The sequence below is a fragment of the Klebsiella michiganensis genome (genome assembly GCA_000963575.1).
Classification (GTDB): Bacteria; Pseudomonadota; Gammaproteobacteria; order Enterobacterales; family Enterobacteriaceae; genus Cedecea; species Cedecea michiganensis_A.
The window spans coordinates 4,243,406-4,268,758 of the sequence record CP011077.1 but is presented as its reverse complement, the minus strand read 5'-3'; the positions used below and the strand labels follow the sequence as shown (position 1 = coordinate 4,268,758).

The following is a 25,353-nucleotide window of genomic DNA, read 5'->3' as shown; positions in this document are numbered from 1 at the left end:
TAATGATGTTGTTACGCGAGTCCATTGAACTAAACATAAGGGAGTATATGGGGTTAGCTGAAACATTAGTTAGTATTCCGCAGTCTGAAAGAGGCGGTGAGATTGCTCAACGTGGGTTTGACTATCAAACTTGCTGGGCTTTATCTCAAATGCTGGAATATGAACTAGATGAAAAGAACTATGTGTTTATCTTCGAATATCATGATGATGTTCTTATTCTTGATGACGAAGTTTCTCCAACACAACTCACATTTGCTCAAGTAAAAACAAGAGAGAAACACTGGACTGCATCCACTCTTAGTAATAGCACCAAGAAGAACCCCATATCTATCATCGGTAAGTTATTTATTCATCAAAAGAATTTCGCCGAATATTCACCCAAGCTCCTTTTTGTTACTAATGCTTCTTTCAATCTATGTGAGGAAAACGGTGGTAAGTCTTGTTTTGGTGCAAATGAAGTCAAAGTGGAGTATCAGACGAGCTTTAAGAAAGCAATCAAAGATCAAGTAAAGCTTGATGACTCCAGTATCGATCTTTCTGTTATGCGTTTCGTTCAATCCTCATTAAGCCTAGATGACCACATTACACATCTAAAAGGTAAACTATGCGATTTCCTTAGCAAGAAGTTTGGCGATAGCATTAGCCTGAGTGTTAATGCATTAGCTTCTTTGCTTGAACAGGCGTGTCGAGAAAAATCCAAGGTAAAATCCGCAGATATTATTAATTTTCCTGAACTTATCTCACGAAAGGGTTTCTCATCAGAAGCATTGAATGGTGTGCTTGATTCCTTGAATGCAAGTAATAGTTTAAAGCCTGATTGGGACAAAGCTAGTCCCCTATTCAATGATCTTGGCAAAACATCGCTTCAGCTCATTATCCTGCAAGCCATGTTCTCACAAGTTTGCATCGACCTTAACCAAAACAAAAAAAATCCTTCGACTGTATATCTAGAATATGCAATTAGCCTTTACGATGAGGCGAGTGCTCACTCGGATTTGAAATTATATCTAACTGAAACCATGTACAAAATTGATGCACTTTGTCCAGATTATGCATTGACTTTAAAGTCAGGGAAGAAAGAATGCATAGTTATTTACTCAATAATCCAGAAGCTCTTAGAGGGAGGTGAATAATGAAAAGCATATACTTTAAAAGTGCTCATATATTATCCCTTCGCGATAAGAAAGGATTCTCCTTCAAGTTCTCACCTGATATTAATATCATTACAGGTGAGAACGACACAGGTAAGTCTAGCTTTATTAAGAGCTTATATCATACATTAGGTGCTGATGTTCGACTGGATAAAAAGTGGAAAGAAGATAACTTTGTTTCAAAAGTTGTTATTTGTGTTAATAATCGTGACTATGCGTTTCTTCGCCACGAAAAACGTATTTCCATTTTCGATATAACAGCAGGACAAGAGCATCACTTAGTGACCTCTAGCTCTCGTGCAGAGATTGCATTAGCTGTGCGTGATGTCTTTGATTTCAATTTGGAGCTTGTGACTAAAACTAATTTGGTTCAGGGACAAGCACAACCAGCAAGTCTTTATCTCCCTTACTATATTGATCAAGATAACGGTTGGGGGAAGGTTTTAGATTCATTTAGCAGTTTGGCTATGTATGAGGACTGGCAAAAAAATATCTTGAATTTTCATACTGGTGTAAAACCAAAGGAGTACTATACTTTACAAGGAAAGATTAATTTAATTGATATCGATCTTGTTGAAATCCGAACGACGTTAAAAGCTCTAAAGAGAGCTAAAAAGCGATTCGAAGAGTCATTTGGAAGAGTACTTTTCGATGTGGATGTAAAATATTATGAAGAGCTGCTGGAACGTTTCCTTCGTAAGTGCCAAGACTTACATCAAGAAGAAACAGAATACAGAATTAAGCTCATAAAAATATTATCTCTACGAGATGAATTAGTAACAGAAATAGAGGAATCAAAAAGACAGCTCGATGAAAATGATATAGATTCTTTGCTACCATCGGCAGGCTTAGAAGCGAGATATGTAGTACTTGAGAATAAAGAAAAGCTATTGCAAATCATACCAAAGTTGTATGAGGAAAAATCTGTATATGATGATCAACTCTCTAAAATTAAAGAAGATTTGAAACAGGCTATAAGCTTAAGCTCAGAACTCAAAAACATGCTTCTGGAAGTCAAAGAGCAACTGACTCTTCAAGACGTTATTAAGTCTCAAGCAAGTAAGCAGGTTGAGGTAACTTTCGATGAGCAAATTAACGAATTACTGCTAAAAATAGGCGAATTGGATGTTGCTAGAACTCAGCTTTCAAAAGAAATAGCAAAGTTCGAAGATAAAAAGCGAGCAAAAGAAATCAATGATAAGTTTAAAGAGTCACTGAAGTTTGCGCAAACTGAGTTAGGTATCAAAGATCCTAAAGTTGGAACTATTCTTCAATATGGTCCGATTTCTAAGAGCGAAACAGGCAGCCGTGCTCCAAGGTCAATATTGGCTTATCACTATGCTCTTCTAAAAACAATAGAAGATAAATCGACAAGTCCTATGCTTCCAGTAGTAATTGACTCGCCTAAACAACAAGATCCAGATCCGCGCACAACAAAAAAGTTATTCGATTTATGTATTAATGGTTTATCAACTAATAGCCAGCTAATTATCGGCTCAGTTTCATTTGAAAGAGAAACGAATCAGTTTAAAACACTTATTATGACTGAAAAATACAGTCTGCTAAAATCAGAGCTTTACAATCAGGTTTATCAAGAGATTATGCCTCTTTATGAACGAGCTGCGTTATCATAATCTGATCATTTATATGGGAACACGCTCATCACTATGAGTGTGTCTCCTCATAGTTACGCTAGCTATCAATTAAATTAGCCTATTCAATTGACCAGCTCTTCATTGATCAACAATAAGTGCTATTAGCTACTTCAGCTTTCGGCACAGAGAGGACGAGATGGCTGGTTTGAAGGTCCGCTGTGAGCGAAAAGCAGGCGCTCCGAAAGCAGCAAGACATAACAGCAATCTTGCGCTCATCGTTATTACCGCATGCCTTAAAACGGCATGCGGGTGGTGGCGGATGTCACTTACCTCTCTGCAGCCACGCGATATTGCTAGCGCAAGCTATTCTTACTGAACTCACTACGTTCCTGATGGATTTGAAATCAGCAGCCGCCAACCTCCGTCAACGCTTCGCAACAACACCTGCGTTGCTGTACCGGACTCTTCGTGCAGTGTTCTATCCTTGGTGGTTATGGTCAAAGTCCAGTCAATAATAAGCAGAGCAATTTCACCGGCGGAGAGGATCGAGCGGATATGGTTTCTGATAACTGGCTGGGATGATGTCAGTGACAAAAAAGTGTCCCGAAGCTTTTCAGGATCGCTTTCGATGACCACACCATCAGTCATTTTCATAGTGGCACGGTTACTGAACAGAGCCAGCAGGTCATCAACCCTGCCTGCATTGAAAGCATCATCAAACGCGGCTATCGTTTCGACAGGCGAATGGTAGACTGCTGTCCCCCCTTCAATGGCGGCTGTAAATTTTAACAGGTGGCTGGCGACCTCTGTAGGGGCCTCCAGAGGCAAGAGATGTCCGACGTCTGGAATAATATACATTGATGCATGTGAAATAAGGGGCAGCAATTCTCTTTGCAGAGTAGCCGGAAGGTCTACACGATCCAACTCCCCTGAAATGACCGTCACAGGGACATTAATTGAGGCCACTTCCTGGGTAATGTCTTCGCCGATAGCCGTATTAGGCCAGCCTTCTTTGGCCTCGGATGAGGCCCTCAAACTGTCCTCGATTACCTGTTCACGCAGAGCAGAACTTAGTGCCCCCGCTGTCAGGACATTATCAATCACAAAGCCGACAGATTCGCGGCTGTTATATGCGCTGGATAACGTATCGCGCTGCTCAGGCGTGAGACGCATAGGTGAAGGTGGAGAGGGAGCGATAAGCATCAGGCCTTCAAGACCTGCAGGCCGACGCGACGCCATCAGTTGGGCAACTTTTCCCCCCATCGAATGGCCAATAAGAATGTAGCGTTTAAGCTCAAGCGCTGAAATAACCCCTTCGGCATCCCGAGCAAGGTCACCAATTCGGTATCCTGATTTAGGTGCGTCTGAGCCCCCCCAGCCCCGGTGGTCGATTGCAACTGTGCGGTAGTGGTCAGGTAACTGACTTATCACGCTCTCCCATGTACGGGATGAACCGCCATAATAATGCAAAAATACCAGTGCAATTTCACCGCTGCCCTGTTGCTCAATGTGGATACCCGTTCCATTCACCTTAATTTTCATCGTCTCATGCCTCTTCATGTCATTAAGGTAATGGTAATTGCTGTCATGAGTGATGATAATCAGCGTAATTGTGTCGACAGCCGATACTCTGATTATCGAATGGTGGTAAGTTATGGACAGGTTCACCAGCATGCAGATTTTTATCGCGGCAGTGGATGAAGGCAGTTTCGCCGCCGCCGCGAGACGTTTTAAGCTTTCGGCTGCAATGGCAGGAAAGCATGTCAGCGCTATAGAATCTGATCTAAATGTACGACTTCTTCAGCGTTCAACACGCCGTCTTAGCCTGACGGATGCCGGTGAGCGGTATTATGAACGTTGCAAAGTTATTCTTGAGGTTCTTGAGGATGCGAACCGGGAAGCCAGTGATGTTCAGAAAACACCGAAGGGGTTGCTTCGCGTTGCAGCACCGGTCGCCTTCGGTGCAATGCATCTTGGTAGGATCGTATCACGCTACCTGGAGCAATTTCCGGAGGTCAGTCTGGACGTTGTACTGGAGGATAAATACGCCGATCTGCTCGAAAATCGAATCGATGTTGCCATCCGAGTTGGGCGTTTTGAGGATCCGACACTGGTTACGCGGCGGCTGGCACCTTGCAGGATGGTTTTGTGCGCTTCACCGGAGTATTTGAAAAAACATGGCACACCAGAGACGCCGGATGATCTTTCCCGTGCGCCTCGACTGGCGTTCAGCCAGGCGGTTTCAGCGGGAGACTGGACGATTTATGATGCACAAGGCAGGCCGCACAGTATTGAAGGCCCATGCCGTATGACTGCCAATAACATTCAGTTGCTTCTTGAATCCGTACTGGCCGGAACAGGCATTGCTTACGGGCCCAACTTTGTTTTTGGCGAGCATATTAAGCAGGGCAAGCTGATAAAGCTGCTGCCAGCATACCGGACGACTGAACTTACTATTCAGGCTGTTTATCCCAGCGCGATCCGTATTCCTTTCAAGGTTCGCAGCTTTGTTGATTTTATTGCTAAAGCGTTAGGAGATACACCGCTGTGGGGAGAAGAAAATTGAAATATGCAAGAAGTAACATCCGCTTCTGGCACAGAACGGCCTATCAGCATTCTAAAAATATTCAGATATATATCATTCCCCTGAACATACCTCATTAAAGGCAGAACCTCACGGTCTTGCCTTTTTTGTTTTCATTTCAGAGGAGCAGTAATGAATCAATTTGAAGGTTTACAGTCACTGCAGCATTCGCTTTCTAACCTGCCGCACTGGGCATCAGAGCGTATTCTGCAGCAGATAAATCAGCTTACTGACTATGAGCCGGTGATTGGCATCATGGGTAAAACTGGCTCGGGCAAGAGCAGCTTATGTAATGCCCTGTTTACCGGTGAGATTTCACCGGTCAGCGATGTGACCGCCTGCACACGCGAACCCTTACGCTTTCGCCTGCAAGTGGGGAAGCGCTTTATGACGCTGGTGGATTTACCCGGCGTCGGGGAGTCTGAGCGCCGGGATACAGAGTATGCCACGCTGTACCGTAAACAGCTCCCCCAGCTGGATCTGGTTCTGTGGTTGATTAAGGGTGATGATCGGGCGCTGGCCGTAGATGAACATTTTTACCGGCAGGTGATTGGTGAAGCATACCGGCATAAGGTGTTGTTTGTTATCAGCCAGTCTGACAAGGTTGAACCCACCTGCGGTGGTGAAAAGCTGTCTACAGAGCAGAAACGAAATATCAGCCTCAAAATCTGTCTGCTGCATGAGTTGTTCCAACCTGTAAACCCTGTCTGTGCGGTGTCGATACGTTTGCAGTGGGGGCTGCGGATGATGGCTGAGCGGATGATTCGTTGCTTGCCACGGGAGGCCAGTAGTCAGGTGGCAGTACAACTCAGTGCGCCACTTCGTACCGATGCCGTTAATAAAAAAGCCCGTGACGATTTTGGTGAAACGGTCGGCTCGGTACTGGATACAGTAAGTTCCATGCCCCTGATACCGGCCCAGGTTCGGTCAGTCATCCAGTCTGTGCGCGACATCGTGGTATCAGTCGCCCGTGCAGTCTGGAATTTCTTCTTCTGAACATTAACCCTTCTAACCCGTAGTTTCCTGAGCCCTGCCGCGATTTTGCGGCGGGGCTTTTTGTATTTAATTTTCCATCATGAGGAGTCTGCTTATGACCCGTCTGGCTTCGCGCTTTGGCGCAGCAAACCTTATTCGTCGTGACCGTCCGTTAACCCAGGAAGAGCTGTTTCGTGTAGTGCCCAGTGTCTTCAGCGAGGAGAAGCATGCGTCTCGTAGCGCACGGTATACCTGGATACCAACCATTACCGTTCTTGAAAATCTGCAGTGTGAAGGCTTTCAGCCTTTCTTTGCCTGCCAGACCCGGGTGCGTGACCCAGGGCGTCGCGAGCATACAAAGCATATGTTACGTCTGCGCCGGGAGGGACAAATTACTGGCAAGCAAGTCCCAGAAATCATTCTGCTCAATTCTCATGACGGCACCAGCTCGTATCAGATGTTACCGGGATTATTCCGTGCGGTATGCCAGAACGGGCTTGTCTGCGGTGAATCGTTCGGCGAGGTGCGGGTACCGCACAAAGGAGATGTCGTGAGTCAGGTGATTGAGGGGGCGTATGAAGTGCTGGGTATTTTTGACCGTGTGGAAGAGAAGCGGGATGCCATGCAGTCGCTGATGCTGCCGCCACCTGCACAACAGGCTCTGGCACAGGCTGCACTGACGTACCGTTTTGGTGAGGACCACCAGCCGGTGACAGCACCTCAGATACTCTCCCCACGCCGCTGGCAGGATGAGAGCAATGACCTGTGGACCACATACCAGCGTATTCAGGAGAACCTGATTAAGGGCGGGCTCAGTGGCCGGAGTGCAAAAGGTGGGCGAACACATACCCGCGCCGTGCGTGGTATCGACGGCGATGTGAAGCTCAACCGGGCTCTCTGGGTGATGGCGGAAGCGATGCTGAGTGGGTTTCAGTCCTGAGCTTGTTATCAGCATGTTGGGAAAGGACACTCCCTGTCCGTTTTACCTCCATTGGATTGAGTGTTTTATCACCGTATTTCACGGTGCGCCGCGTTGGGCTTGCCTCCGGTGGCAGATAAAAAATAGTTCATTCCATGTCCATACCCTGTCCGCCCCCCTCTTTAGAATCATTTCATATTCAGTCAGTTAATTATTACGGAGATTTGAGATAACACAGGCAGAGCGCCGTCACGACCGACTGGCTGTCAGGCTGTCACTGATAATCAGCCGCCTGGTTGCCGGTGAGACGCTGAACATGGCCCGGCTGGCTGCAGAGTTTAGTGTGTCAGTCCGTACCCTGCGACGGGATTTTCGCGAACGGCTGATGTATCTGGACCTGGAGTATCGACGAGGGCAATGCCGCCTGCGCAGCACCAGTGGGGGCGTACAGGGTGAGCTGGATGCGCTGACCTTTGCTCACCGGTCCGGACTGGCCGATATCTTTCCGGGGCTGGACCGGCGTCTGGCGGGCATGCTGCTCACAGCAGGAGGGATGCCCTGTCTGGTGTGGCAACCGCCACAGACTATATCACCGGCCACCTCACTGGTGTTCTACCGTCTCGTCAGTGCTATTACCGCCTGCCAACGGGTACTGCTGCTGGCTGAGGGAGAGCGCTGTGACGGACTGGCCCCGTACCGCCTGATATCACTCGACGGCTGCTGGTACCTCACCGGTGAACTTAACGGGCATATCACCGTGCATCCACTGGCGACCATCCATGCGGTGACAGTCCTCAATACAACTTTCACCCCGCTAAAACGTCTCAGCCAGTTAACCACACAGGCGGGCTTTATCCGGGCCCTTCCGCACTTCAGCTGTATCCGTGAAGTCCTGTCTCCTGGGCCCTCAGAGGAGGAGCCGGGCAACACACTGATTTAATTACCTCTGTTAAGAAGGAAAAACAATGACCTGGCATTACGAGAAAAATGGCATACGCCACGACAATGTGACCGAAGACGACATCACCAGCCTGATTATGCGCGGTGAACTGACTGCATCCACTCTGGTGTGGCGACAGGGAATGGCAGAGTGGCAGCCGGTCTCCGCTACTCCGCTGGCTTCGACGCTGCTCCGGAGCACCACACCACCAGCGCTGCCGGGGAACCGCATTCCGGGTGGCGTTGTGTGGACGCTGGCATTTGCTCCCTTCATTGGCTACGCGCTGGAGTTGTGGACTGCAGGATTGAGCGGGATGTCATTTGACGAGGCATATGATGCCGTCTCGGGTGGGCAGTACTGGTTTATCACGCTGCTGCTCAATATTGCTCTGGGGTATCTCGATGAACGACGCCTGCGTAAGGCCGGAGTGGACACCACCACGTTCGGCAAACTGGCCTGGCTGGTGCCGTTCTATCTGTGGCGGCGGGCGAAAACTCTCGGTCAGAAACCGGCTTACTTCTGGGTATGGCTTTTGATGCTGGCCCTGACTGTCTGGGCCTGAATGACCGCTACCTGATTCTTTCTCTGTTTAGGACCAACGTAATGAAAACACTGATTAAAGTACTGGGTATTACCGGCAGCCTTCTGCTCTGTGTGGGCGCTCAGGCTCAGCCTTATAACCGGACCCTCCCTGCTGTAGTTAATGACAACAACGGGAACATTTTCTGGTGCGATGCGCATCGTCAGGTTACCGGAAAATGCGAAGCCATGTCTGTTGACCGCCTGGGCGGGATGGTCACGGTGCGTTCCGCACCCTTTAAAGACTGCGAAGGCGGCCTGTGGGGCTGGATAACTATCATGCGCAACGATGTGTCGAAAGGATTCACCATTACTCCGGACAAGAAATACGGACTCACCGTAAAAGACCTGTGCCGTCCGGGCACGGTAGTGACCTTTAAACCCAACCAGAAGAAGCCGGAATATGACGACCTGGTGGCACTTTACCAGGGCAAAGAGCTGTTTCGCTACCGGCGCTTCTGATAACACCCGATATCAACCTCTCTCATTTTGCCCGACAGCGGGCTGGATTAATTCAGGAAGAAGACCATGCTGAAAATAATGACCTCTGCTGTACCTGCCCTCATTCTGTCACTTGCCGCCTTCAGTGCCGGTGCCGCTCAGCTTCCGGCAAGTCTGATGGATAAAGACAATCCCGGCCAGGAGTACTGGTGCCAGGGAAACGACATCAATACGTCCATGTGCTCACTGACCGGTGTCAGCGACGACCATAAATTTGCCCTGATTCAGGACCTGCCGGGCCCAGCCTGTGAAGATTTAAGCTTCGGGATTATCGACCTGGTGCGCCAGACCGGCATCAATGTTCCTTACGATGGTGGTGACTGTAAGGGCGATGTGAAGGCCGGTTTTGTACGCAGCGCGGAAGATAATGCCCTGTATGTGAAGATTGTTCGGGGCAGCAAAACCCTGCGGCTGTATAAGGTACAAACCGGTTACTGACAATCTCCCCACACCCGCATATTCCCAAAGCCCCTGACGCGTCTGCGTCAGGGGCTTTTGCTTTTAAGGTACATCGAATGTCTGAATCTCACATGCTGCCACCGGGACCTTTTACCCGACAGCAGGCCGAAGCGGTTACCCGCAGGTATCGCAACATCAGCATTGAAGACGACCAGGGCACACACTTCCGCCTGGTGGTTCGTGACTCTGAAGGTCGAATGATCTGGCGGGCGTGGTGCTTTGAACCGGATGCCGGTGAAGGGCTTAACCGTTATATCCGCAACTCAGGCATGCTCAGAGCATCCTCCTCCTGACCACACCCATTCATCATCCCTGTCTGTCCTTTATTTCCCATACGCCAGCCATCGTCGCTGGCGTTTTTATTGACGGAGAAAATCCATGACGACACAAACTCAATGCGAATTGGTACCCGCTAATGAACCTCAATTTGCCCTTACAGCAACACCAGTACCTGACGAACAGCGTCTCGATTTCTGGCCGCTGTACTTTGGCACTATCCCGCAGTGGATAACGCTGGAACCGCGTATTTTCGCCTGGATGGAGCGCTTTTGTGATGAGTACAGCGGTGGTATCTGGTCCTTTTACACGCTCAGTAATGGCGGCGCGTTTATGGCCCCTGATGCTGACGGTGGCGATAAATGGCATCTGTTTAATAGCATGAACGGCAATGGCGCGGAAATGAGCGTGGAAGCCGCAGGTATCGCGGTCTGCATGATTGAATACAGCCATCACGCCTGTCGCACAGAGTGTGACGCAATGACCGCACACTATTATCGCTTGCGGGACTATGCCCTGCAGCATCCTGAAGCTCACGCCATTCTGCGTATCATCGACTGAACGGAGGAACAAAGGATGAAACAGCTCTCCTTTTTACCCGGCGAGATGACGCCACAGGACCGGCGTCTCATTCAGCGGGCGCTCAGGGCTCTGGAGCGGCACCTGCATGAGCCAGGGGTAGCCTTCACCTCTACTCACGCCGTTCGGGAGTGGTTGCGACTGCATATGGCCGCACTTGAGCGGGAAGAGTTCCGGGTGCTGTATCTGGATAATCAGAACCAGCTTATCGCCCATGAGACGCTCTTTAGTGGCACGATTAACCGCACCGAGGTCCATCCCCGGGAAGTGGTCAAACGTGCACTGCACTTCAATGCGGCGGCGGTGATACTGGTGCATAACCATCCTTCCGGCGAGACGACACCCAGCCAGGCTGACAAAGCCCTCACGCAGCGACTGACTCAGGTACTTCAACTGGTGGATATCCGTATTCCTGACCATCTGATTGTTGGTGGCAGGCAAATCTATTCGTTCGCAGAACACGGTCTGTTGTGAGGTATTACATGAAAATTATCAGTAAACGCCGGGCAATGACGATATACCGCCAGCATCCTGAGTCCCGAATCTTTCGCTACTGCACCGGAAAATATCAGTGGCACGGTAGCGTCTGTCATTACACCGGCAGGGATGTTCCGGATATCACAGGAGTCCTGGCTGTGTACGCCGAACGCCGCCAGGACCGCAACGGGCCTTATGCCTGCCTGATGAGCATCACCCTGAACTGACAATTGTGGAGAACTGTAATGAGCAACATCATTTGGGGCCTGCAGCGCGATATCACGCCGCGCCTGGGAACACGTCTGGTGCAGGAGGGCAACCAGCTGCACTACCTGGCTGACCGGGCCTGTATCACAGGTAAGTTCAGTGATGCCGAATGTCTTAAGCTGGATGTGGCATTTCCGCATTTTATCAGCCGGATGGAATCCATGCTGAGCACGGGTGAAATGAATCCTCGCCACGCCCACTGCGTCACCCTGTACCACAACGGTTTTACCTGCGAAGCCGATACCCTTGGCAGTTGTGGCTATGTATACGTCGCTGTTTATTCCACTCAGCGCTAACAAATTTCACGAGAACAAATATGAAAATTCTACCGGCTACAATTTCGCGGGCGGCGAAGCCCTGCCTGCCACCCGTTGCAGTCTGGCAATTGCTTCTTACACGGCTACTGGAAAAACACTATGGTCTGACCCTGAACGATACGCCGTTCAGTGATGAAACCGTTATAAAGGAACATTTCGATGCCGGTATCACTCTCGCTAATGCCATTAACTTTCTAGTGGAAAAGTACGAACTGGTTCGTATCGATCGCAGAGGGTTTAGCTGGCAAGAACAAACGCCATATCTCACGAATATTGATATCATGAGGGCCCGCCGCGATCTGGGTTTATTAAATCGTAATTAGTCTGATGCTACTGGTGTCGCTGCTTTCGAGTATGCCTGCCATTTGCTATCATCTCGCTTCCTGCTGATTTATCGACAAAGGTAATTACTTGAATTCAAAGCCTCTGTGCTTTGGGGGTATCTTTGGGGGTATAAGTTAAGATATAACTTGAAAATTCTATATTTTTCAAGTTATTGGCGGGGTTGTTCTAACCCCTTCGCCCGCTCCAAAAACTCCCTAACGTATTCATTCCTCAGTATTTTTCTAAATTATACGTAACGGCACTCGTGATCCTCCTACAAGGAGTTCATACAGCCGATGGCGCAACGTGGTAATCTCTATCGACGTCCTAGCGGGGTCTATGTTCTGCGGATAACCGTTCCGGTTCGGTATCGTGCCCTGATAGGGCAGCGTGAAATACATGCATCTACCCGCACAACCCACCTCGCAAATGCTAAGGCAATCGCCACGCGTTTGTTGGAGAAGTGGTATGCGTCTCTGGAAGAGTTCAAGCAAGTGGATAAAGAGAAAATTCGGGGAAACGCCCCGTTGTTGGCGGGGGCTGGCAAAATCAGCTTGGCTCTGTTTTGCGAATCATTTGATGTAGGGCTTCAAACGGTTGTTCCGCATCTTTTGGCAGACAATATTCCGCTGTATGCTTTTGTAGATAGCCAGCGGGGCTTTCTGATTGATGATTTTACTGCCATTGATCGTGACCCTGATACGCATGGCTTTGTTTTAAACGACGTTGCTCATTACGGCAGTGAGGCTATGGTTAACGGCTATATGCAGATTTACATGCCGCTACATGCCCTCAATAAATTGGAGAAAGGGCTATCAACGGAAATAACTGCATTCAGGGCTACCAACGGTAATCCCCTTGCTCTTTGGCTACTGGACTTGCCCGGGGTTACGGTAGATTCAAGTTCTTTATTTATCAACAATGTGCAGGCTGAAAAGCTGCGTAGCATGTGGGATAAAGCGTTTGCGAAATCTGAGCCTGAATTACCTCCTGTTCCGGCTGTTGTGCCACCACCACCTGTTGTCATCACCAATCCGTATTGCAATCCGCTATTCGCTTCGAAAACGGTTTCAGAAGTTCTTGAAAAGTTTATTGAACACAAAAACACTGGAGACCTTAAACTTGCCAGTGAGGATAAAATTCGCTCACGAATCGCTCATTTTATTGACGTTATGGGCAACTTAACGCTTGGCGAGTTAGATCGTGATGTCGTAAAAGTCTACGTTGCTAAAATGCAGAAGATGCCCGGTAATTTGTATTTGATGCGGCGTCGATATGCAGCCGAAGATTTAAACCAGCTCATAGAAAAAGCACTTGCTGCTGGCGAAGTAACTATGACTAAAGATGCTATAGAGCGCCATATTACTGCACTGGGAGCTATGCTGGAATGGGCGCGTAGGGAGACATGGTTGATCGCCAATCCAACTGAGAACGTATTAGCGAAACGTAAAAGAAAAAACAAAGATCAAGATAAGCGTTATCAATTCACAGAGGAAGAGTTAAAGCTTATTTTTTCTGCAAGCTGGTTCAAAATTGGTGCAGGTGAACCCAATCAATTTGGGCGTTACATCAACTTTCGTCCCTATCATTATTGGTTGCCATTATTGGCATTATATACTGGTGGGCGAATTAATGAGCTATGTCAGCTTTACCTCTCTGATATTCGTGTGAGTGAAAGCGGGGTTGCATATTTAGATTTCAATCTTGATACCCCGGATAAAGTAAGGGACGATGAAACAGAAACTGATAAATCGTTGAAAACACCGAATGCTCAGAGGCAAATGCCGATTCATCCCGAACTTATCAAACTTGGTTTTCTGAAATATGTTGAAGCTTTGAAAGTTGATGGGCGAGAGCGACTTTTCCCTGAATTGAAACACCACGAAATTAAAGGTTATCGTGGTTATGCATCGAAGTGGTTTAACGAAAACTACCTCGGAAAAAAACTTGAAATGCCGCGCGACGGCAAGAGGGTTTTCCACTCACTTCGTCATAATTATGTTAACAACCTCGACAGGTTGGAATTAAGCGAGCGTATGATCGCGCAGTTGGTCGGCCATGCTCGCGGTAGCACAACTGCAATGACAACTTACCGCAAAGACCGGGCAGTCGAAGAACAATTCGACGCTATCTCTAAGTTAGCCTATGACCTTCCTGATATTAAGCCATTTGATGTCAACGCGGGGCTTAAAGCTTTGAAGGATGCTTTACGTAAGCAGAAGCCGTGATATGTGTCACTTCCATCCGCTGGGACGCTTCCTGGCGCATTCTTTATCAAAGGCTGTAGATTGGCTAGTGCTGAATTTGGAGGCGCTCAAAACGTGTCTGGTGAAGCATGATGACCTATGATTGCACTCGCAGCCCTTCCACGCTTTCTGATGGTAGATTCATCACTGTTTTCATGCTGGTCTCTATGCTGCCAATGATGTCTTCACGTGGGCCGCTGCGCCAGTCATCACACGCATAAAAGGCATCAAGAACCGCAGCCATTTTTTCTGTGCTGTCAAAGGCGCGGATCAGGTAGTAGCAATCCGGGTCATGCAACGAGTTGCCAAACGAAACAACATCGATCCCGTGGCGCTGGTGTAGGGGAACGCTGATTTCCTGCATAATGGCATGAAAAGTGGCGCCGCTGCCTTTGCGTAAGGTGTATTGCAGTATCTCGACGGTTCTCAAGCGTTATCTCCGTGTCGCCCTTGGACGGCTCCTAGTTGATAGCAATAAAGTAAACCAGACTGGGTTATGAAGCTACCACTAATCAGACAATCATCCGTAAGCAGAAGCCGCGATATGCGGTTCAAACTCGATGCAAGGCTCTCTGGCAAGTTTTTATAATGGGGTGTGAATTTCACGGTTCAAAAGTTGTGGCGCTCTCTCAGCTTGACTGCTTGAGCTGGTTTAAACTTTTGCATACTGCCACCTGCTGAATATGCGGCATCGTGCTGAAAAATTTCAACTAGAGGAGTATGGATGTTAATGGCGACCTACCGACAAATTGCTGATGATGTTAAATCCCGAACGGGGAAAGCAGTCAAAACATGCTGGATCGCTCATGTTAAATCATTGCATGGGCTGACCCGTCGCGTATCACCGAACCGGATCAGCACTGAAAGCCGAGTTTACCCTTGTCCTGAAAAATGGGTAGCGGAGATCGAGCAATCAATGAGAAATCTGGGTGAGCTTTAGCTTGACCGCGTTGCTTAACTTTGGAGACTGTTTGCCTCTATAAGGATAAGCCTGCCACCGCCGAAGTTTTTGAATGCAATACCAGAGAGAAGGGCTTGCAAACCTAGGGCTTCCATTTTCCCGCACCCAACTTATCCGGCTGCATTTAGACCGCGAACACGTTGAAGGTTAGCAGCTTCTGGTTCGTGTTTGGTTGTTACGCAGGTGAGGCAAAAACGGCAGGTTTACATTTGACGGGAACGCATTAAGACACCAAACAGCAGAGAAGTGTAATTGTTAAAAATGTTAAAACATAAATTGTTTTTTAAGATGTTAACCCTTCCTCGGGGGGGAAGCCGGACATATCAACCCTAAGGCCATCTGAGAAGATAGCCTGTAGGTTTGCTCGGTTCCCCTGCCAGATGAAGAACAAGTCTTCCTCGTGGTGTGACGACCTTTCTCGAAAGATGCATTATGCGCAAAAGTAGCTACTCAAGAATCCGCCGATATCTACTTTCACCCTCTGCTTGGCTGCATCAAACGCTTACGCGCCCTACCTACCACAATCAACGTTACGCAGAGTTCCCATCCTGACGTTTTCCGCAAAAAAGCGGTGATGCTCCACCTGCCCGGATCGGTTTACCGCATGAGGTAGGTGTCAGAGCCAACATAGCATACGTTGTTTTTCAATAAAAGTGTTATATATCATATAAGTGTGTTCATATTCTGAACGCATTAAATCTCACCGTAAAGTTGGTAAAAGCTGCTGTTTTTTAACTTTTTGAAAATGGTCGGTCTAAATTCTCTGTGCAGTTTTTCGTTGCTCATTGATATATTTGAGCAGGGTATCAAGGCGAGCAATAGCTTGTGCCACAGGGTCATGTTTAGAATCCTTAAGGTTTTCGGCTATTCTTTCTTTTTCTTTTTTAAACAATTGAATAGCAAAATCTGGGATTAAATTGGAGTTTGTGAAAGCTTCTTCTAGGTCAGCCATTTTGAAGGGGGTGCCTTCCAGAGAACTGCTCTCTTTTGTTTCAAGCAGTTTTTGGCGTAGAAGGTGGCAAAAATCATCAGCAAACTCTAGGCAAAGGGTGCGAACATCATTATTTGGTGCAGGGATTTCTATAACTTGTCCTCTATCACCTAGTCGAACAATTTTGTTGGCAACGTAGTATCTTCCGTCAACCCAAGCGTTTATGACAGGATTACCATCATGCGTTGCTGCATTTCGCGCATCCTGAAAAAAAGACCCATGGCTTAGTTGCTGTATCTTCGACCAAGGTAACTGCTTGCCTGTAACTGTTTTTATAGAATCTTTAAGGGTCTGAATGACATTCGTGAACGATGAAAATCCATAAATAACAGCCTGACTATTTGACTCGGGAACCTGTTGGTTACTAGTAAATAAGTTAATCGATGTATCGCAAGCCGTTATGATAGCGGCTAAGTGGTATTGCAATTCTTCAATTTTCCCACTGCAATAGTTGGCAACCCAGCGGCGATGGTTATCTGGCAGATCGTTCATGATTTTCTCTTATCCGTAATGTGTTGGTGCATTATACCTCTATCTGATGACTAGATTGTCCTAGGTCTATTTGTTAACTAATTAGTATGCCAACAAACGACCGTTTTCCGACACCTTCCAATCGCGTGCTTTCATACTGTTGGAAAATTAGCCTTGGCTTTTCTGGCAGGCCATCCTAATGTTGGCCTCGTTTTCTGGCAGGGGCCGGATGAGGAGATGACTATGGCGATTTTTGGCTACGGGCGTGTTTCGACATCGCAACAGGATACTGAGAACCAACGGCTGGAACTTGGGCAGGCTGGGTGGCAAATTGATTACTGGTTCGCTGATGTTGTTAGCGGGAAGGTTCCGGCAATGCAACGTAAAGCGTTTTCTGAAATGCTCAATAAAATCCGTGATGGTGAAACGTTGGTGGTAGCGAAACTCGATCGTCTGGGGCGTGATGCGATTGACGTCCTGCAAACGATAAAGGCGCTGGCTGAGCGTAATATCAAAGTCATTGTCCACCAGCTTGGCACAACTGATCTCACCTCTGCTGCCGGTAAGCTTCTGTTGTCGATGCTGGCAGCAGTTGCGGAGATGGAGCGTGACTTGCTAATTGAACGCACTCAGGCGGGGCTGTCACGAGCAAAAGCCGAAGGCAAGAAGCTGGGAAGACCGTCGAAAATAGCGCCTGAAGCCCGTGACGCGATTGTAGAGAAAAAGTATAGCGGAACCAGTGTCAGTGCGTTAGCACGAGAATATGGCGTTTCTAGAGCGACTATAGCGTCTATCATGTCTTTAAACGAGAGCAGAGTGTCACAGAATGAGAAGGATGAGATTGATGTCATTTATAAGGTGTTGTAGATTTTCTGAGTAGCTCATGATCGTCATAATGAGATAAGAGCGTAGTAATCATTATAGGGGGTGTAAATGTCGCTTGTTCTTCCTGTGAGATTAGATAGCGAAATATTAATTTCGAACGGAAATGATTCTTTTTCGATAACTCAATTAACAGATTTTTATATAACTGGTAATTATAGGTTTTTTGATTTGTCTGGGATGCCAACAAAGGTGAATGGTTATGACTCTTCAAATGAAAATGAAGGTAGAGGACTGAGGGTAACCAATCTATGTGGGATTCTAAATGGAGAATTTCTTAAGCTATGTCCAAAATGTGGTCAGGCCAAGAACTTTTATCATTATGGAGCTTCATATAGAACGACTAATGAGAAAAGAGACCAAAGTGAATGTGAGGTTTGTAGAGGTAATTATTAAAAACTAAATGTTGCTAGGTGGTTTTTATGACAAGAGTAACTTCTGAATCCCACATTGGCGAGCTAGGTTCAGCGTTTTTACAATATCTATGTAGCAAACAAGAAGTAATTTACCGTCCAGTTAGGATTTTTGATGTTGGTATAGATGCGTTTATTGAGCCTCAAGTGGGCAATATTGCTACAGGAGCAATGATAGGAGTTCAAATAAAAACAGGGAAAAGTTTTAAAACGAGTTCAGGTCGTTACTCTTTCAAAAGTGATAAAGCTCATTTTGAATATTGGTCTAGATGCACTTTACCTATAATAGGTGTCGTCTATGATCCTGAGGATGAAAAAGGTGTTTGGGTTAATTTGAGCGATATAGCTAAGGACAGGCTTACCAATAAAGGGCCATGGGTAATTAATCTTTCGGTTCAAGAACACTTATTAGACTCTGACAGCTTGCAAACCCTTATTGATAGCGCTGAATTAACAAGGATTAAGAAAGATTTTATTAAATTTTCTTACTTAACCATGCCTCAATCGAATCAAAAGAAAGAGAAAGATTCATTTCAAAATTTAAGCACCATCTCATCTCATACTGCATGGGATGAACTATTAGATACTTTTCTTTCCCTTCTTTATGATGACAGAATTGTTGCTGATGCTGGTTATAGATTAAGTTTATATTTCCCGAAGGAAAAAAGTGATTTTCGCTACCAATATATAATAAAAAGATTGTCTTTGCTTAATGATGTCCAGTTAATCAAAATGATATTTTCAGTGAAGGTTGCATTGGATGATTGTTATGAGCATGTGGCGGAGCATATATGTAATATAATGAGATACATTCCAAATATATGTTTAAGGTTGGAAAGTATTATCTTCAACAATAATTTGAGTAATGATGTGAATGCTGTTGCTATTCAATTGATTGAATCTTTATCAGAATATGAACGTCAAGATTTATGGGACATGATTAGTAATAAGAGGTTGTTGTAACATGATTTCTATATTTTTGGGGGCCGGTTTTTCTAAATGGGCTTTCGATTTGCCACTGGTAAGTCAGCTTTTTGATTTTAATATCTCTTACCTTACTGCCTCAGAAGAGAAAAAGCTCTATCTAATTAAGGAGGATTGGTCTGTCTGGATACAAAAAAATCCGGAAGCAACATACGAAAATTTTGTTTATTGGTGTATTAATAAATCTTCTCACCGTAGGAGCAGAGTTGTTTGGTATGTTAATAGAAGGTTAACTGAACCATTCATTACTAGGATTCGTGGTGGATATTCTGCTGCTATGTTCGATGAAAAAATTGTGAAACAAAATGAAAGGATAGTTTTTTTACGTAATTTATTTAATGAGCTAGAGCGGGCTGGTTTAAAAAATATCATTACTTGTAATTATGATAATATTGTCGAGTATATCCTAGGTTGCTCTGGATTTAATTATGGTATAAAAAATGAAATTTTAGTGGGAAGAGGAAGAAATCCACAATTTCCTTGGCAAAATGCAGATGTGAGAGTTACTGGTGAGATCCTGCTGGCTAAATTACATGGCTCTTTATCGTGGGACAAATATAATAAATACACCAGCGGCAAACCTGGCAGGACAGGGAAAGCTTTAATTGTTCCCCCTGCTCCTGAAAAAGAACCTCCGCTTGAATTACTAGATGTTTGGACATTTGCTAGGAATGCCTTAGCCAATAGCAAAGTCTTAATTGTTTTTGGTTTTTCTTTTAATGCGTATGATAATGCTTTGCTGAATCTATTGAGGGAAAGTGGCTCAAATTTGAAAAAGGTAATTTTGATAGATCCCTATCCGAAAGTTGATGAGGCCAAATGTCTTTGGCCTTCGGCATCAATAGAGACTATCAACCCCTTAAATGATATTGTTTTTCCGGAAAAGTGGTTCGAAATATTATGAGCAGGTTGCTTAATTTATTCAAATGAAGCTGCGATTACTTCCCCGGTATTGGCGTTGAAAACACAAAAATACTGAAGCGGTGTTTGCATCCCAAGACTGTTAATAGCCTTAGCCTGTTGTCCAAATGCTTGAATCGTTTTCTTTTTCTCGTCGTGCCATAAGTAAGTTCCGAAAACCGGTTGAGCTTCACTTTCCTGCCACACATGGCGAAACGTCGCTTTATTGTCCATTACCTGCTTGCACTGTCTGACGGGGTTGTGGTGCGCTTTTGCATAGCATTCCGGTGTATTATCTGAGCAAGAAGCACCTTGCTTTTCTGTTGTGTGTTCTGCACTCACAGCAGAAAACGCACACACTCCCAGCACCAAAGCGAGAGTTCCCAAAATGCCCCATGATATTGCTCGTATGCTGCTGATCTGCCGTTTTATTGAAACGTGAGCAACTATGCTGTAACTGGCCCAGCTAAGCACGGCTCCCGCTGCCATCGGTAATATAAAGCCTGATTCCGTCATGATTCCCTCATTTGCCAAACAACATCACAGCTTGTAGTGAGTGCTGGAGACACTTAACCAGTGATGACCATCATACGGTTTTGATTTTATTTGTCACTATTGGTATTCATTTTGAATCTATTTGGTGTAGTAATACAGGCTTCTTGCGAGGGAGATTGTGCTCACAAATAGAGCTTTTAGATTCAAAATGTCTCATATGGAGCGTGGCCTTACAGTGGTCAAAATTGCACATTCAGTGCATGAAAAAGACCTTGAGAATACAGTTTGGCGAGCGGGTAAAAGAACTGCGCATTGCCACCGGAATGAGCCAGGAAGCCTTTGCTGATCGGTGTGGGTTTGCTCGTAGTTATATGAGTCGTATTGAACGTGGTGGCTCCAACGCGTCTCTTGATGCGATTGAGGTGCTGGCTAACGCTCTGAGTGTTGAGCCATGGCAGTTATTAGCGTCTGACTCATCTAAAGATGACGACCCGGAACTGTTGGTTCCATACGCGGCCGATGGCTCGTGCTTTAATCCTGGACTTGCGAGTAGTCGCGATGGTTCGTTTGGCGTAGGTGATAAAGCGGCTCAGAAGCGTTTTGGCACGTTTTCCGAAGCACTTGAGTATCTACGTAGCATGGAGACCGCAAAGTGGCGTAGGCCCAATGCCAGTGGCAACTGGGGCATTGTTTCGGCAGTGCGGTGGGGCAAACTGAGAAAGTGAAGTAAGTGTAAGTTTATGAATTCTGGATGCTGTATTAATGAACAGTCTTCTTTGGCAAAAGGTGAGACACCTATGAATCAGTCTTACTCTTCTATAAGAGTCGACAAAACATCAAAATCCAGGTGCGTTACGTAGGCGTTACAGTGGCATTTCACTTCGGTAGTGGAGAGTGTTTTGAACAATAATCATTTAATATCATATGATTGGCTAAATGCGCTGAATAATCTTGAGTTACTGTCACTTCATTCCGAAATTTTAACGCAGTTGCGTTTTAGAGGTGTCATTCGCACCAAGAATAATCCTGTTGGTGACTATGCTGAATGGCTGGTTTCTAAAGCACTGGGTATGACTCTTCTCAGTAATTCGTCGGCGGGCGCTGATGCCATTGATGCTGATGGCCTGAAAGTGCAGATCAAAGCTAGGAGAGTTACGCCGGATAATCCTTCCCGGCAGCTTAGTGCCTTGCGTAACTATGAGGCAGCCGATTTTGATTATTTAATCGCGGTTATTTTCGATGAGACTTACAACATTCTTGATGCTTACAAAATCCCACATGAAGTAATACGAGATTATGCACGGCATAGTGACCACGTTAACGCACATATCGTTAACCTCAAGGGCGCGATTCTTACTGATCCCCGAGTTAGTTCCATCAAAGAAGACTTGATTGTCAGGAGTTCGGCTTCAGTCAATGAAGCGGCTATGCAAACCCTTCCACCCGAACCTATGGAAGAGGTTTTGAATCAACCAGAGAAGATAACGAGTAGTGTTACCCTGGTCAGCCTCCTTAAGGCTATTGGGATGGAGTGCTTCGTAAACTACTACCATCATTTTGCCGATTCAAATTTACCAAGCGCTTATATCATTGAGCAAATGCACTCACGTGAGGGTTATACAGAGAAAAGTTGCCGGAGCCGTCTCAGTAAAGCGCGAAAAGTGATCAGGGATGGTTTAAGTATTGAGGCTTTGGCGTTGATCGCTGACTCTGAGCGAATACAAGATTCTGTCAGAAATGACGCGCTAAAACTTATCAGCGTTCTGGAGTGAAGCGGTTTGCAAAACGTTGTAGTTCCTCCTACAAAAACCTCCTACAATGCATCACGTTTTTGTTAATAAATCCATGGGATTACGAGAACTTTGGAGCGGGGGTGATTTCCCTTCGCCCGCTCCAATTCTTCCCTGTTATACCCATTGTCTCTGATGACGTATATGACGGCTGAGCCAGCCCGCCATTAGCTTTTCGATTTATAAATCACAGAGCCTGTTTGCCCCACACCAGAGCCATGCCCTCGCTTTCCGGACGCACGCTTTTGAAACCGAATTTTTCATACAGCTCAGGTACATCTGCGACGAGGGTGATATATGCGCCGTCGGGAGACTGCTGCTCGAACCATGCCATCAAATTCTCCATGACTGCACGTCCAAGACCTTGCCCCTGATATTCGGGATCGACTGCAATATCAACGATTTCAAAATTCAAAGCACCATCGCCGACAATTCTGCCCATACCGACCACACGCCCGGAATGTTCAATATGAACTCCGTAACAGCTTCTCGGGAGTCCATGCCTGGCGGCTTCTAAAGGCCGGGGCGTCAGACCGGAAATTATACGTAAGCGACAGAAATCTTCTGCAGATGGAACAGTGTTAATGAGTGCATACTTCGAGTCCATTTTTAACCTCAACATCAGGGAGTATGGTTTATCACTAACATTGAATTAAGCGCCGCACAATCATGTTTTACCCGGTTTGATTAACGCTTTGCCCTGCGATTTTCGATAAGCGTTAGCATCCCGCAAAGAGTAGGCACAGCCGCAATACTCCTGCTGATAAAATTGCTCGCGTTTGCCGATCTCCACCGTACGCGCTGACCCGCCCTGTTTACGCCAGTTGTGGGTCCAGTAAAACATTCCCGGATGGCGTGCCGCCGCTCTCTGGCCGCATTCGCAAACCTGCTGAAAATTTTTCCAGCGTGAAATCCCCAGTGAACTGCAAATCGCACCGAAACCGTGTTCAGCCGCATACAGCGCGGTGCGCTCCAGGCGCATATCAAAACAGACCGTACAGCGCGCGCCGCGTTCGGGTTCCCACTCCATGCCTTTCACTCGCGCAAACCAGTTATCGACGTCGTAATCTGCATCAACAAAAGGCACGCCGTGTCGCTCAGCAAAGCGCTTATTCTCTTCCTTGCGGATGAGATACTCCTTTTGCGGATGGATATTTGGGTTGTAGAAAAAAATCGTAAAGTCGATGTCAGAGGCCAGCAAAGCTTCTATCACCTCGGAAGAGCAGGGCGCGCAGCAGGTATGCAGCAGCAACTGGCTTGCATCGTTTGGCAGCGTAAGCGTTGGGCGCTTAAGTTCGGTGGTTGTCATGGTCTGTCAGTGGAAAGAAGGGAAACAGCGAGGATTGTACCACTAAACCTGTGGGTAATGGGCTTTGCCAGACCAGGGTGAGGCGGGAGGCCGTTTTTCCCGCCTTAACTGATTGCTACCCCTGGTCAGACAAATGCATCCCAACATAGCGCTCATAGCGGCTCTTTTTCAGGAACGTTAAATCGACCAGCACCAGGCCGTCGACGCAGTTGTTGAACGCAGGGTCGCTACCAAAATCAATAAACTGCACGCCGCCTGGTTCGCAGAGTTCCGAATATTGCTTATACAGCGTCGGGATGCCGCAACCCATATTGCTGAGCAGGGATTTTAGGCGTATGAGGTCTTCGCCGTAGTCCTCCCCTTTGAACTGCGCCAGCACGTCGGGGAGGCTTGCCGGGTAGGGGCTGCGGGACGAGGCAAGCGGATGACTCGCCGGGAACCACAGCCGATAAAACGCGACGAGAAGGTCGCGGGCATCCGGCGGCAGACCTCCGGAAATAGACACCGGGCCGAACAAATAGCGGTACTGCGGGTAGCGGGCAAGGTATGCCCCAATGCCCGACCATAAATAGTCCAGGCCACGGCGGCCCCAGTAGCGAGGCTGAATAAAGCTGCGCCCCAGTTCGATGCCGTGTTGCAGCACATCGTCCATTTTTTCGTCGTAGTGGAACAGGCTGTAGCTGTACAGTCCGTTCACGCCGCACCTTTCGAGCTGCCGGGCTGTGGGCATAAAGCGGTATGCGCCCACGATCTCCAGATCCTGCTCATCCCAAAGGATCAAATGCAGGTAATCATCATCATAACGATCGAGATCCCGACGTTTACCGCTCCCTTCACCGACGGCACGAAATGCTATTTCCCTCAGCCGGCCCAGTTCGCGCAGCAGGGGAGCCTCTTCTCTGCTGTCGCTGCGCTGCCAAAGATAAATCATTTTGTCGTCCGCGGTGCGGCCCAGACACTCGGCTTTTGCCAGCTCCCGGCGCAGCGTGGCGCGGTCTTCCGCCCGGGCGATGGCGCTTTCCGTTGTGAATTTGCCGGAAAGCCCTTTACCCAACAGTTGAACGTGCTGCCGGCACTTCTTGGCCAGCTCACGCGGGACCTGCTGCGGACTATGCCAGCTCTCCCAGGGAATGCGCTGACCCAGAGTGACTGGCAAAGTGGAATTACGCCGGCGGAACATTTGCTGCATCAGCAACACCATCGGTAGCGCAGGGGAAATCAGCGCGCTGGCATAAAACAGCGCGCTGTTCCGGGCGTGGATAAAGGCGGGCAGCAGCGGCACGCGATACTTCGCGGCAAGCTTCACAAAGCCGGTGTGCCAGTGCCCGTCGGCTATGCCCTGGCGAGATAAACGGGACACTTCCCCCGCCGGGAAGAAGATCAGCACCCCGCCGTTTTGCAGTTGCTGTTCCATCTGCACAAGGGACGATTTAGGCGTGCGCCCATTGATATTGTCGACCGGGATAAACAGCGAACTCAGCGGCTCGAGATGATTAAGCAGGCGGTTGGTCACCACTTTAACATCGCGGCGAACGCGGGAAACGGCATACAGCAGCGCCAGCCCGTCAAGGGTGCCGGTAGGGTGATTTGACATAATCACCAGGGGGCCGTGTTCGGGGATGTTTTCTAATTCGCGGGGAGAGATGTTGCAGCGGATGTGTAGGTGGTCAAGGACTTGTTCGATCATATCCAGCCCGCGAAGGTGCGGGTGATGTTCGGCAAAGGCCTGAAATTCTTCCTCATGCAGCAGGCGTCTTAACAGGTTTTTTTGCCAGGGCGCAGGGTTTGCCTGGGGCCACAGGTCGTCAAGTACGTTATCGAGACTAAACATATTCGCTCCTCTTACCGTTCTGCGCCTGACGGTAGAAGATCAATATGAACGCTGCGTGTCAGTGAGGTGACGTTTCAGGGATGGGGGAAGCAAGTGCGTGTCCGCCGCGATGTTTTTTTATCCGGGTGAGACAGCGC

General features: G+C 47.4%; 27 protein-coding genes and 1 pseudogene. 21 read left to right on the top strand and 7 right to left on the bottom strand.

All coding sequences use genetic code 11. From position 1 onward, the window contains the following. Positions 1-47 precede the first annotated feature (47 nt). Positions 48-1,133, top strand: a complete 1,086-nt coding sequence (locus VW41_19690) for a hypothetical protein (GenBank protein ID AJZ91076.1) — start codon at positions 48-50, stop codon at positions 1,131-1,133. Next, positions 1,133-2,785 (top strand): AAA domain protein, encoded by a 1,653-nt coding sequence (locus VW41_19685; protein ID AJZ91075.1) that lies wholly within the window; start codon positions 1,133-1,135, stop codon positions 2,783-2,785. The genes VW41_19690 and VW41_19685 overlap by 1 nt, the downstream gene beginning before the upstream one ends. A 342-nt stretch (positions 2,786-3,127) precedes the next feature. Here VW41_19685 and VW41_19680 read toward each other — a convergent pair whose 3' ends face one another. Then, positions 3,128-4,420 carry a hydrolase gene (locus VW41_19680; GenBank protein AJZ91074.1) on the bottom strand — a complete coding sequence of 431 codons (1,293 nt, stop codon included), beginning with the start codon at positions 4,418-4,420 and terminating at the stop codon, positions 3,128-3,130. Between VW41_19680 and VW41_19675 the strand changes: the two genes are divergently transcribed. The 14 genes from VW41_19675 to VW41_19610 all read left to right on the top strand — a co-directional run bounded on the left by VW41_19675 (position 4,419) and on the right by VW41_19610 (position 14,171). Next, on the top strand, positions 4,419-5,312 hold the full coding sequence (locus VW41_19675; GenBank protein ID AJZ91073.1) for a LysR family transcriptional regulator: 894 nt from the start codon (positions 4,419-4,421) through the stop codon (positions 5,310-5,312). The two genes, VW41_19680 and VW41_19675, sit on opposite strands and share 2 nt — an antisense overlap. 150 nt (positions 5,313-5,462) lie before the next feature. Continuing rightward, positions 5,463-6,326, top strand: coding sequence for a hypothetical protein (locus VW41_19670; GenBank protein AJZ91072.1), 864 nt, complete (start codon positions 5,463-5,465; stop codon positions 6,324-6,326). Between the two features lie 94 nt (positions 6,327-6,420). Further along, on the top strand, positions 6,421-7,245 hold the full coding sequence (locus VW41_19665; GenBank protein AJZ91071.1) for a hypothetical protein: 825 nt from the start codon (positions 6,421-6,423) through the stop codon (positions 7,243-7,245). 208 nt (positions 7,246-7,453) lie between these two features. Continuing rightward, entirely contained in the window at positions 7,454-8,164 is a 711-nt protein-coding gene (locus VW41_19660) for a transcriptional regulator (GenBank protein ID AJZ91070.1), read from the top strand. A gap of 25 nt (positions 8,165-8,189) precedes the next feature. Beyond that, a complete protein-coding gene (locus tag VW41_19655) occupies positions 8,190-8,726 on the top strand; it encodes a membrane protein (protein ID AJZ91069.1) in 537 nt (178 codons plus the stop codon). 41 nt (positions 8,727-8,767) lie between these two features. Next, positions 8,768-9,205 carry a hypothetical protein gene (locus tag VW41_19650; protein AJZ92028.1) on the top strand — a complete coding sequence of 146 codons (438 nt, stop codon included), beginning with the start codon at positions 8,768-8,770 and terminating at the stop codon, positions 9,203-9,205. Between the two features lie 66 nt (positions 9,206-9,271). Further along, on the top strand, positions 9,272-9,682 hold the full coding sequence (locus VW41_19645) for a hypothetical protein (GenBank protein ID AJZ91068.1): 411 nt from the start codon (positions 9,272-9,274) through the stop codon (positions 9,680-9,682). 77 nt (positions 9,683-9,759) lie between these two features. Next, positions 9,760-9,996, top strand: coding sequence for a hypothetical protein (locus VW41_19640; protein AJZ91067.1), 237 nt, complete (start codon positions 9,760-9,762; stop codon positions 9,994-9,996). An 85-nt stretch (positions 9,997-10,081) separates the two neighbouring features. Beyond that, positions 10,082-10,540, top strand: a complete 459-nt coding sequence (locus tag VW41_19635; protein ID AJZ91066.1) for a hypothetical protein — start codon at positions 10,082-10,084, stop codon at positions 10,538-10,540. A gap of 15 nt (positions 10,541-10,555) precedes the next feature. After that, positions 10,556-11,032: a hypothetical protein gene (locus VW41_19630; GenBank protein ID AJZ91065.1), complete on the top strand. Its 477-nt coding sequence runs from the start codon at positions 10,556-10,558 to the stop codon at positions 11,030-11,032. Between the two features lie 8 nt (positions 11,033-11,040). Further along, complete coding sequence (locus VW41_19625) at positions 11,041-11,262, top strand: hypothetical protein (GenBank protein ID AJZ91064.1); 222 nt, start codon at positions 11,041-11,043, stop codon at positions 11,260-11,262. 18 nt (positions 11,263-11,280) lie between these two features. Continuing rightward, on the top strand, positions 11,281-11,598 hold the full coding sequence (locus VW41_19620; protein ID AJZ91063.1) for an antitoxin: 318 nt from the start codon (positions 11,281-11,283) through the stop codon (positions 11,596-11,598). Positions 11,599-11,618: 20 nt separating this feature from the next. Further along, positions 11,619-11,942 (top strand): toxin, encoded by a 324-nt coding sequence (locus tag VW41_19615; GenBank protein AJZ91062.1) that lies wholly within the window; start codon positions 11,619-11,621, stop codon positions 11,940-11,942. Between the two features lie 297 nt (positions 11,943-12,239). Further along, positions 12,240-14,171 carry an integrase gene (locus VW41_19610; protein AJZ91061.1) on the top strand — a complete coding sequence of 644 codons (1,932 nt, stop codon included), beginning with the start codon at positions 12,240-12,242 and terminating at the stop codon, positions 14,169-14,171. A 115-nt stretch (positions 14,172-14,286) separates the two neighbouring features. Here the strand turns inward: VW41_19610 and VW41_19605 are convergent, their stop codons facing one another. Both VW41_19605 and VW41_19600 read right to left on the bottom strand, forming a co-directional pair. Then, the gene (locus VW41_19605; protein ID AJZ91060.1) at positions 14,287-14,619 is read right to left on the bottom strand and encodes an NIPSNAP family containing protein; all 333 of its coding nucleotides are present in this window, start codon (positions 14,617-14,619) and stop codon (positions 14,287-14,289) included. A gap of 1,285 nt (positions 14,620-15,904) precedes the next feature. Beyond that, positions 15,905-16,633: a hypothetical protein gene (locus VW41_19600; protein AJZ91059.1), complete on the bottom strand. Its 729-nt coding sequence runs from the start codon at positions 16,631-16,633 to the stop codon at positions 15,905-15,907. A 222-nt stretch (positions 16,634-16,855) separates the two neighbouring features. On the opposite strand from VW41_19600, the pseudogene VW41_19595 reads away from it, so the two are divergent. The 3 genes and pseudogenes from VW41_19595 (at position 16,856) to VW41_19585 (ending at position 19,795) form a co-directional block, all read left to right on the top strand. Beyond that, a pseudogene (locus VW41_19595) lies at positions 16,856-17,410 on the top strand (resolvase). 668 nt (positions 17,411-18,078) lie between these two features. Next, complete coding sequence (locus VW41_19590) at positions 18,079-18,870, top strand: hypothetical protein (GenBank protein AJZ91058.1); 792 nt, start codon at positions 18,079-18,081, stop codon at positions 18,868-18,870. A gap of 1 nt (position 18,871) precedes the next feature. Further along, positions 18,872-19,795: a hypothetical protein gene (locus VW41_19585; protein ID AJZ91057.1), complete on the top strand. Its 924-nt coding sequence runs from the start codon at positions 18,872-18,874 to the stop codon at positions 19,793-19,795. Between the two features lie 14 nt (positions 19,796-19,809). Here VW41_19585 and VW41_19580 read toward each other — a convergent pair whose 3' ends face one another. Continuing rightward, positions 19,810-20,307, bottom strand: coding sequence for a membrane protein (locus tag VW41_19580; GenBank protein AJZ91056.1), 498 nt, complete (start codon positions 20,305-20,307; stop codon positions 19,810-19,812). A gap of 239 nt (positions 20,308-20,546) precedes the next feature. On the opposite strand from VW41_19580, the gene VW41_19575 reads away from it, so the two are divergent. Beyond that, positions 20,547-21,011: an XRE family transcriptional regulator gene (locus tag VW41_19575; GenBank protein AJZ92027.1), complete on the top strand. Its 465-nt coding sequence runs from the start codon at positions 20,547-20,549 to the stop codon at positions 21,009-21,011. Positions 21,012-21,185: 174 nt separating this feature from the next. Continuing rightward, positions 21,186-22,058 carry a hypothetical protein gene (locus tag VW41_19570; GenBank protein ID AJZ91055.1) on the top strand — a complete coding sequence of 291 codons (873 nt, stop codon included), beginning with the start codon at positions 21,186-21,188 and terminating at the stop codon, positions 22,056-22,058. Between the two features lie 205 nt (positions 22,059-22,263). On the opposite strand, the gene VW41_19565 is transcribed toward VW41_19570, so the two are convergent. The 3 genes from VW41_19565 to VW41_19555 form a co-directional block, all read right to left on the bottom strand. Further along, positions 22,264-22,683 carry a GCN5 family acetyltransferase gene (locus tag VW41_19565; GenBank protein AJZ91054.1) on the bottom strand — a complete coding sequence of 140 codons (420 nt, stop codon included), beginning with the start codon at positions 22,681-22,683 and terminating at the stop codon, positions 22,264-22,266. A 60-nt stretch (positions 22,684-22,743) separates the two neighbouring features. Then, positions 22,744-23,385 carry a hypothetical protein gene (locus tag VW41_19560; protein AJZ91053.1) on the bottom strand — a complete coding sequence of 214 codons (642 nt, stop codon included), beginning with the start codon at positions 23,383-23,385 and terminating at the stop codon, positions 22,744-22,746. A 115-nt stretch (positions 23,386-23,500) separates the two neighbouring features. After that, positions 23,501-25,216, bottom strand: a complete 1,716-nt coding sequence (locus VW41_19555) for an acyltransferase (protein ID AJZ91052.1) — start codon at positions 25,214-25,216, stop codon at positions 23,501-23,503. Positions 25,217-25,353 lie beyond the last annotated feature (137 nt).

Bases quoted from the DNA above. Each gene is read 5' to 3' on its own strand.
- VW41_19690 (AJZ91076.1), top strand. From the start codon at position 48: ATGGGGTTAGCTGAAACATTAGTTAGTATTCCGCAGTCTGAAAGAGGC.
- VW41_19685 (AJZ91075.1), top strand. From the start codon at position 1,133: ATGAAAAGCATATACTTTAAAAGTGCTCATATATTATCCCTTCGCGAT.
- VW41_19675 (AJZ91073.1), top strand. From the start codon at position 4,419: ATGCAGATTTTTATCGCGGCAGTGGATGAAGGCAGTTTCGCCGCCGCC.
- VW41_19680 (AJZ91074.1), bottom strand. From the start codon at position 4,420: ATGCTGGTGAACCTGTCCATAACTTACCACCATTCGATAATCAGAGTA.
- VW41_19670 (AJZ91072.1), top strand. From the start codon at position 5,463: ATGAATCAATTTGAAGGTTTACAGTCACTGCAGCATTCGCTTTCTAAC.
- VW41_19665 (AJZ91071.1), top strand. From the start codon at position 6,421: ATGACCCGTCTGGCTTCGCGCTTTGGCGCAGCAAACCTTATTCGTCGT.
- VW41_19655 (AJZ91069.1), top strand. From the start codon at position 8,190: ATGACCTGGCATTACGAGAAAAATGGCATACGCCACGACAATGTGACC.
- VW41_19650 (AJZ92028.1), top strand. From the start codon at position 8,768: ATGAAAACACTGATTAAAGTACTGGGTATTACCGGCAGCCTTCTGCTC.
- VW41_19645 (AJZ91068.1), top strand. From the start codon at position 9,272: ATGCTGAAAATAATGACCTCTGCTGTACCTGCCCTCATTCTGTCACTT.
- VW41_19640 (AJZ91067.1), top strand. From the start codon at position 9,760: ATGTCTGAATCTCACATGCTGCCACCGGGACCTTTTACCCGACAGCAG.
- VW41_19635 (AJZ91066.1), top strand. From the start codon at position 10,082: ATGACGACACAAACTCAATGCGAATTGGTACCCGCTAATGAACCTCAA.
- VW41_19630 (AJZ91065.1), top strand. From the start codon at position 10,556: ATGAAACAGCTCTCCTTTTTACCCGGCGAGATGACGCCACAGGACCGG.
- VW41_19625 (AJZ91064.1), top strand. From the start codon at position 11,041: ATGAAAATTATCAGTAAACGCCGGGCAATGACGATATACCGCCAGCAT.
- VW41_19620 (AJZ91063.1), top strand. From the start codon at position 11,281: ATGAGCAACATCATTTGGGGCCTGCAGCGCGATATCACGCCGCGCCTG.
- VW41_19615 (AJZ91062.1), top strand. From the start codon at position 11,619: ATGAAAATTCTACCGGCTACAATTTCGCGGGCGGCGAAGCCCTGCCTG.
- VW41_19610 (AJZ91061.1), top strand. From the start codon at position 12,240: ATGGCGCAACGTGGTAATCTCTATCGACGTCCTAGCGGGGTCTATGTT.
- VW41_19600 (AJZ91059.1), bottom strand. From the start codon at position 16,633: ATGAACGATCTGCCAGATAACCATCGCCGCTGGGTTGCCAACTATTGC.
- VW41_19590 (AJZ91058.1), top strand. From the start codon at position 18,079: ATGATAGGAGTTCAAATAAAAACAGGGAAAAGTTTTAAAACGAGTTCA.
- VW41_19585 (AJZ91057.1), top strand. From the start codon at position 18,872: ATGATTTCTATATTTTTGGGGGCCGGTTTTTCTAAATGGGCTTTCGAT.
- VW41_19580 (AJZ91056.1), bottom strand. From the start codon at position 20,307: ATGACGGAATCAGGCTTTATATTACCGATGGCAGCGGGAGCCGTGCTT.
- VW41_19575 (AJZ92027.1), top strand. From the start codon at position 20,547: ATGAAAAAGACCTTGAGAATACAGTTTGGCGAGCGGGTAAAAGAACTG.
- VW41_19565 (AJZ91054.1), bottom strand. From the start codon at position 22,683: ATGGACTCGAAGTATGCACTCATTAACACTGTTCCATCTGCAGAAGAT.
- VW41_19560 (AJZ91053.1), bottom strand. From the start codon at position 23,385: ATGACAACCACCGAACTTAAGCGCCCAACGCTTACGCTGCCAAACGAT.
- VW41_19555 (AJZ91052.1), bottom strand. From the start codon at position 25,216: ATGTTTAGTCTCGATAACGTACTTGACGACCTGTGGCCCCAGGCAAAC.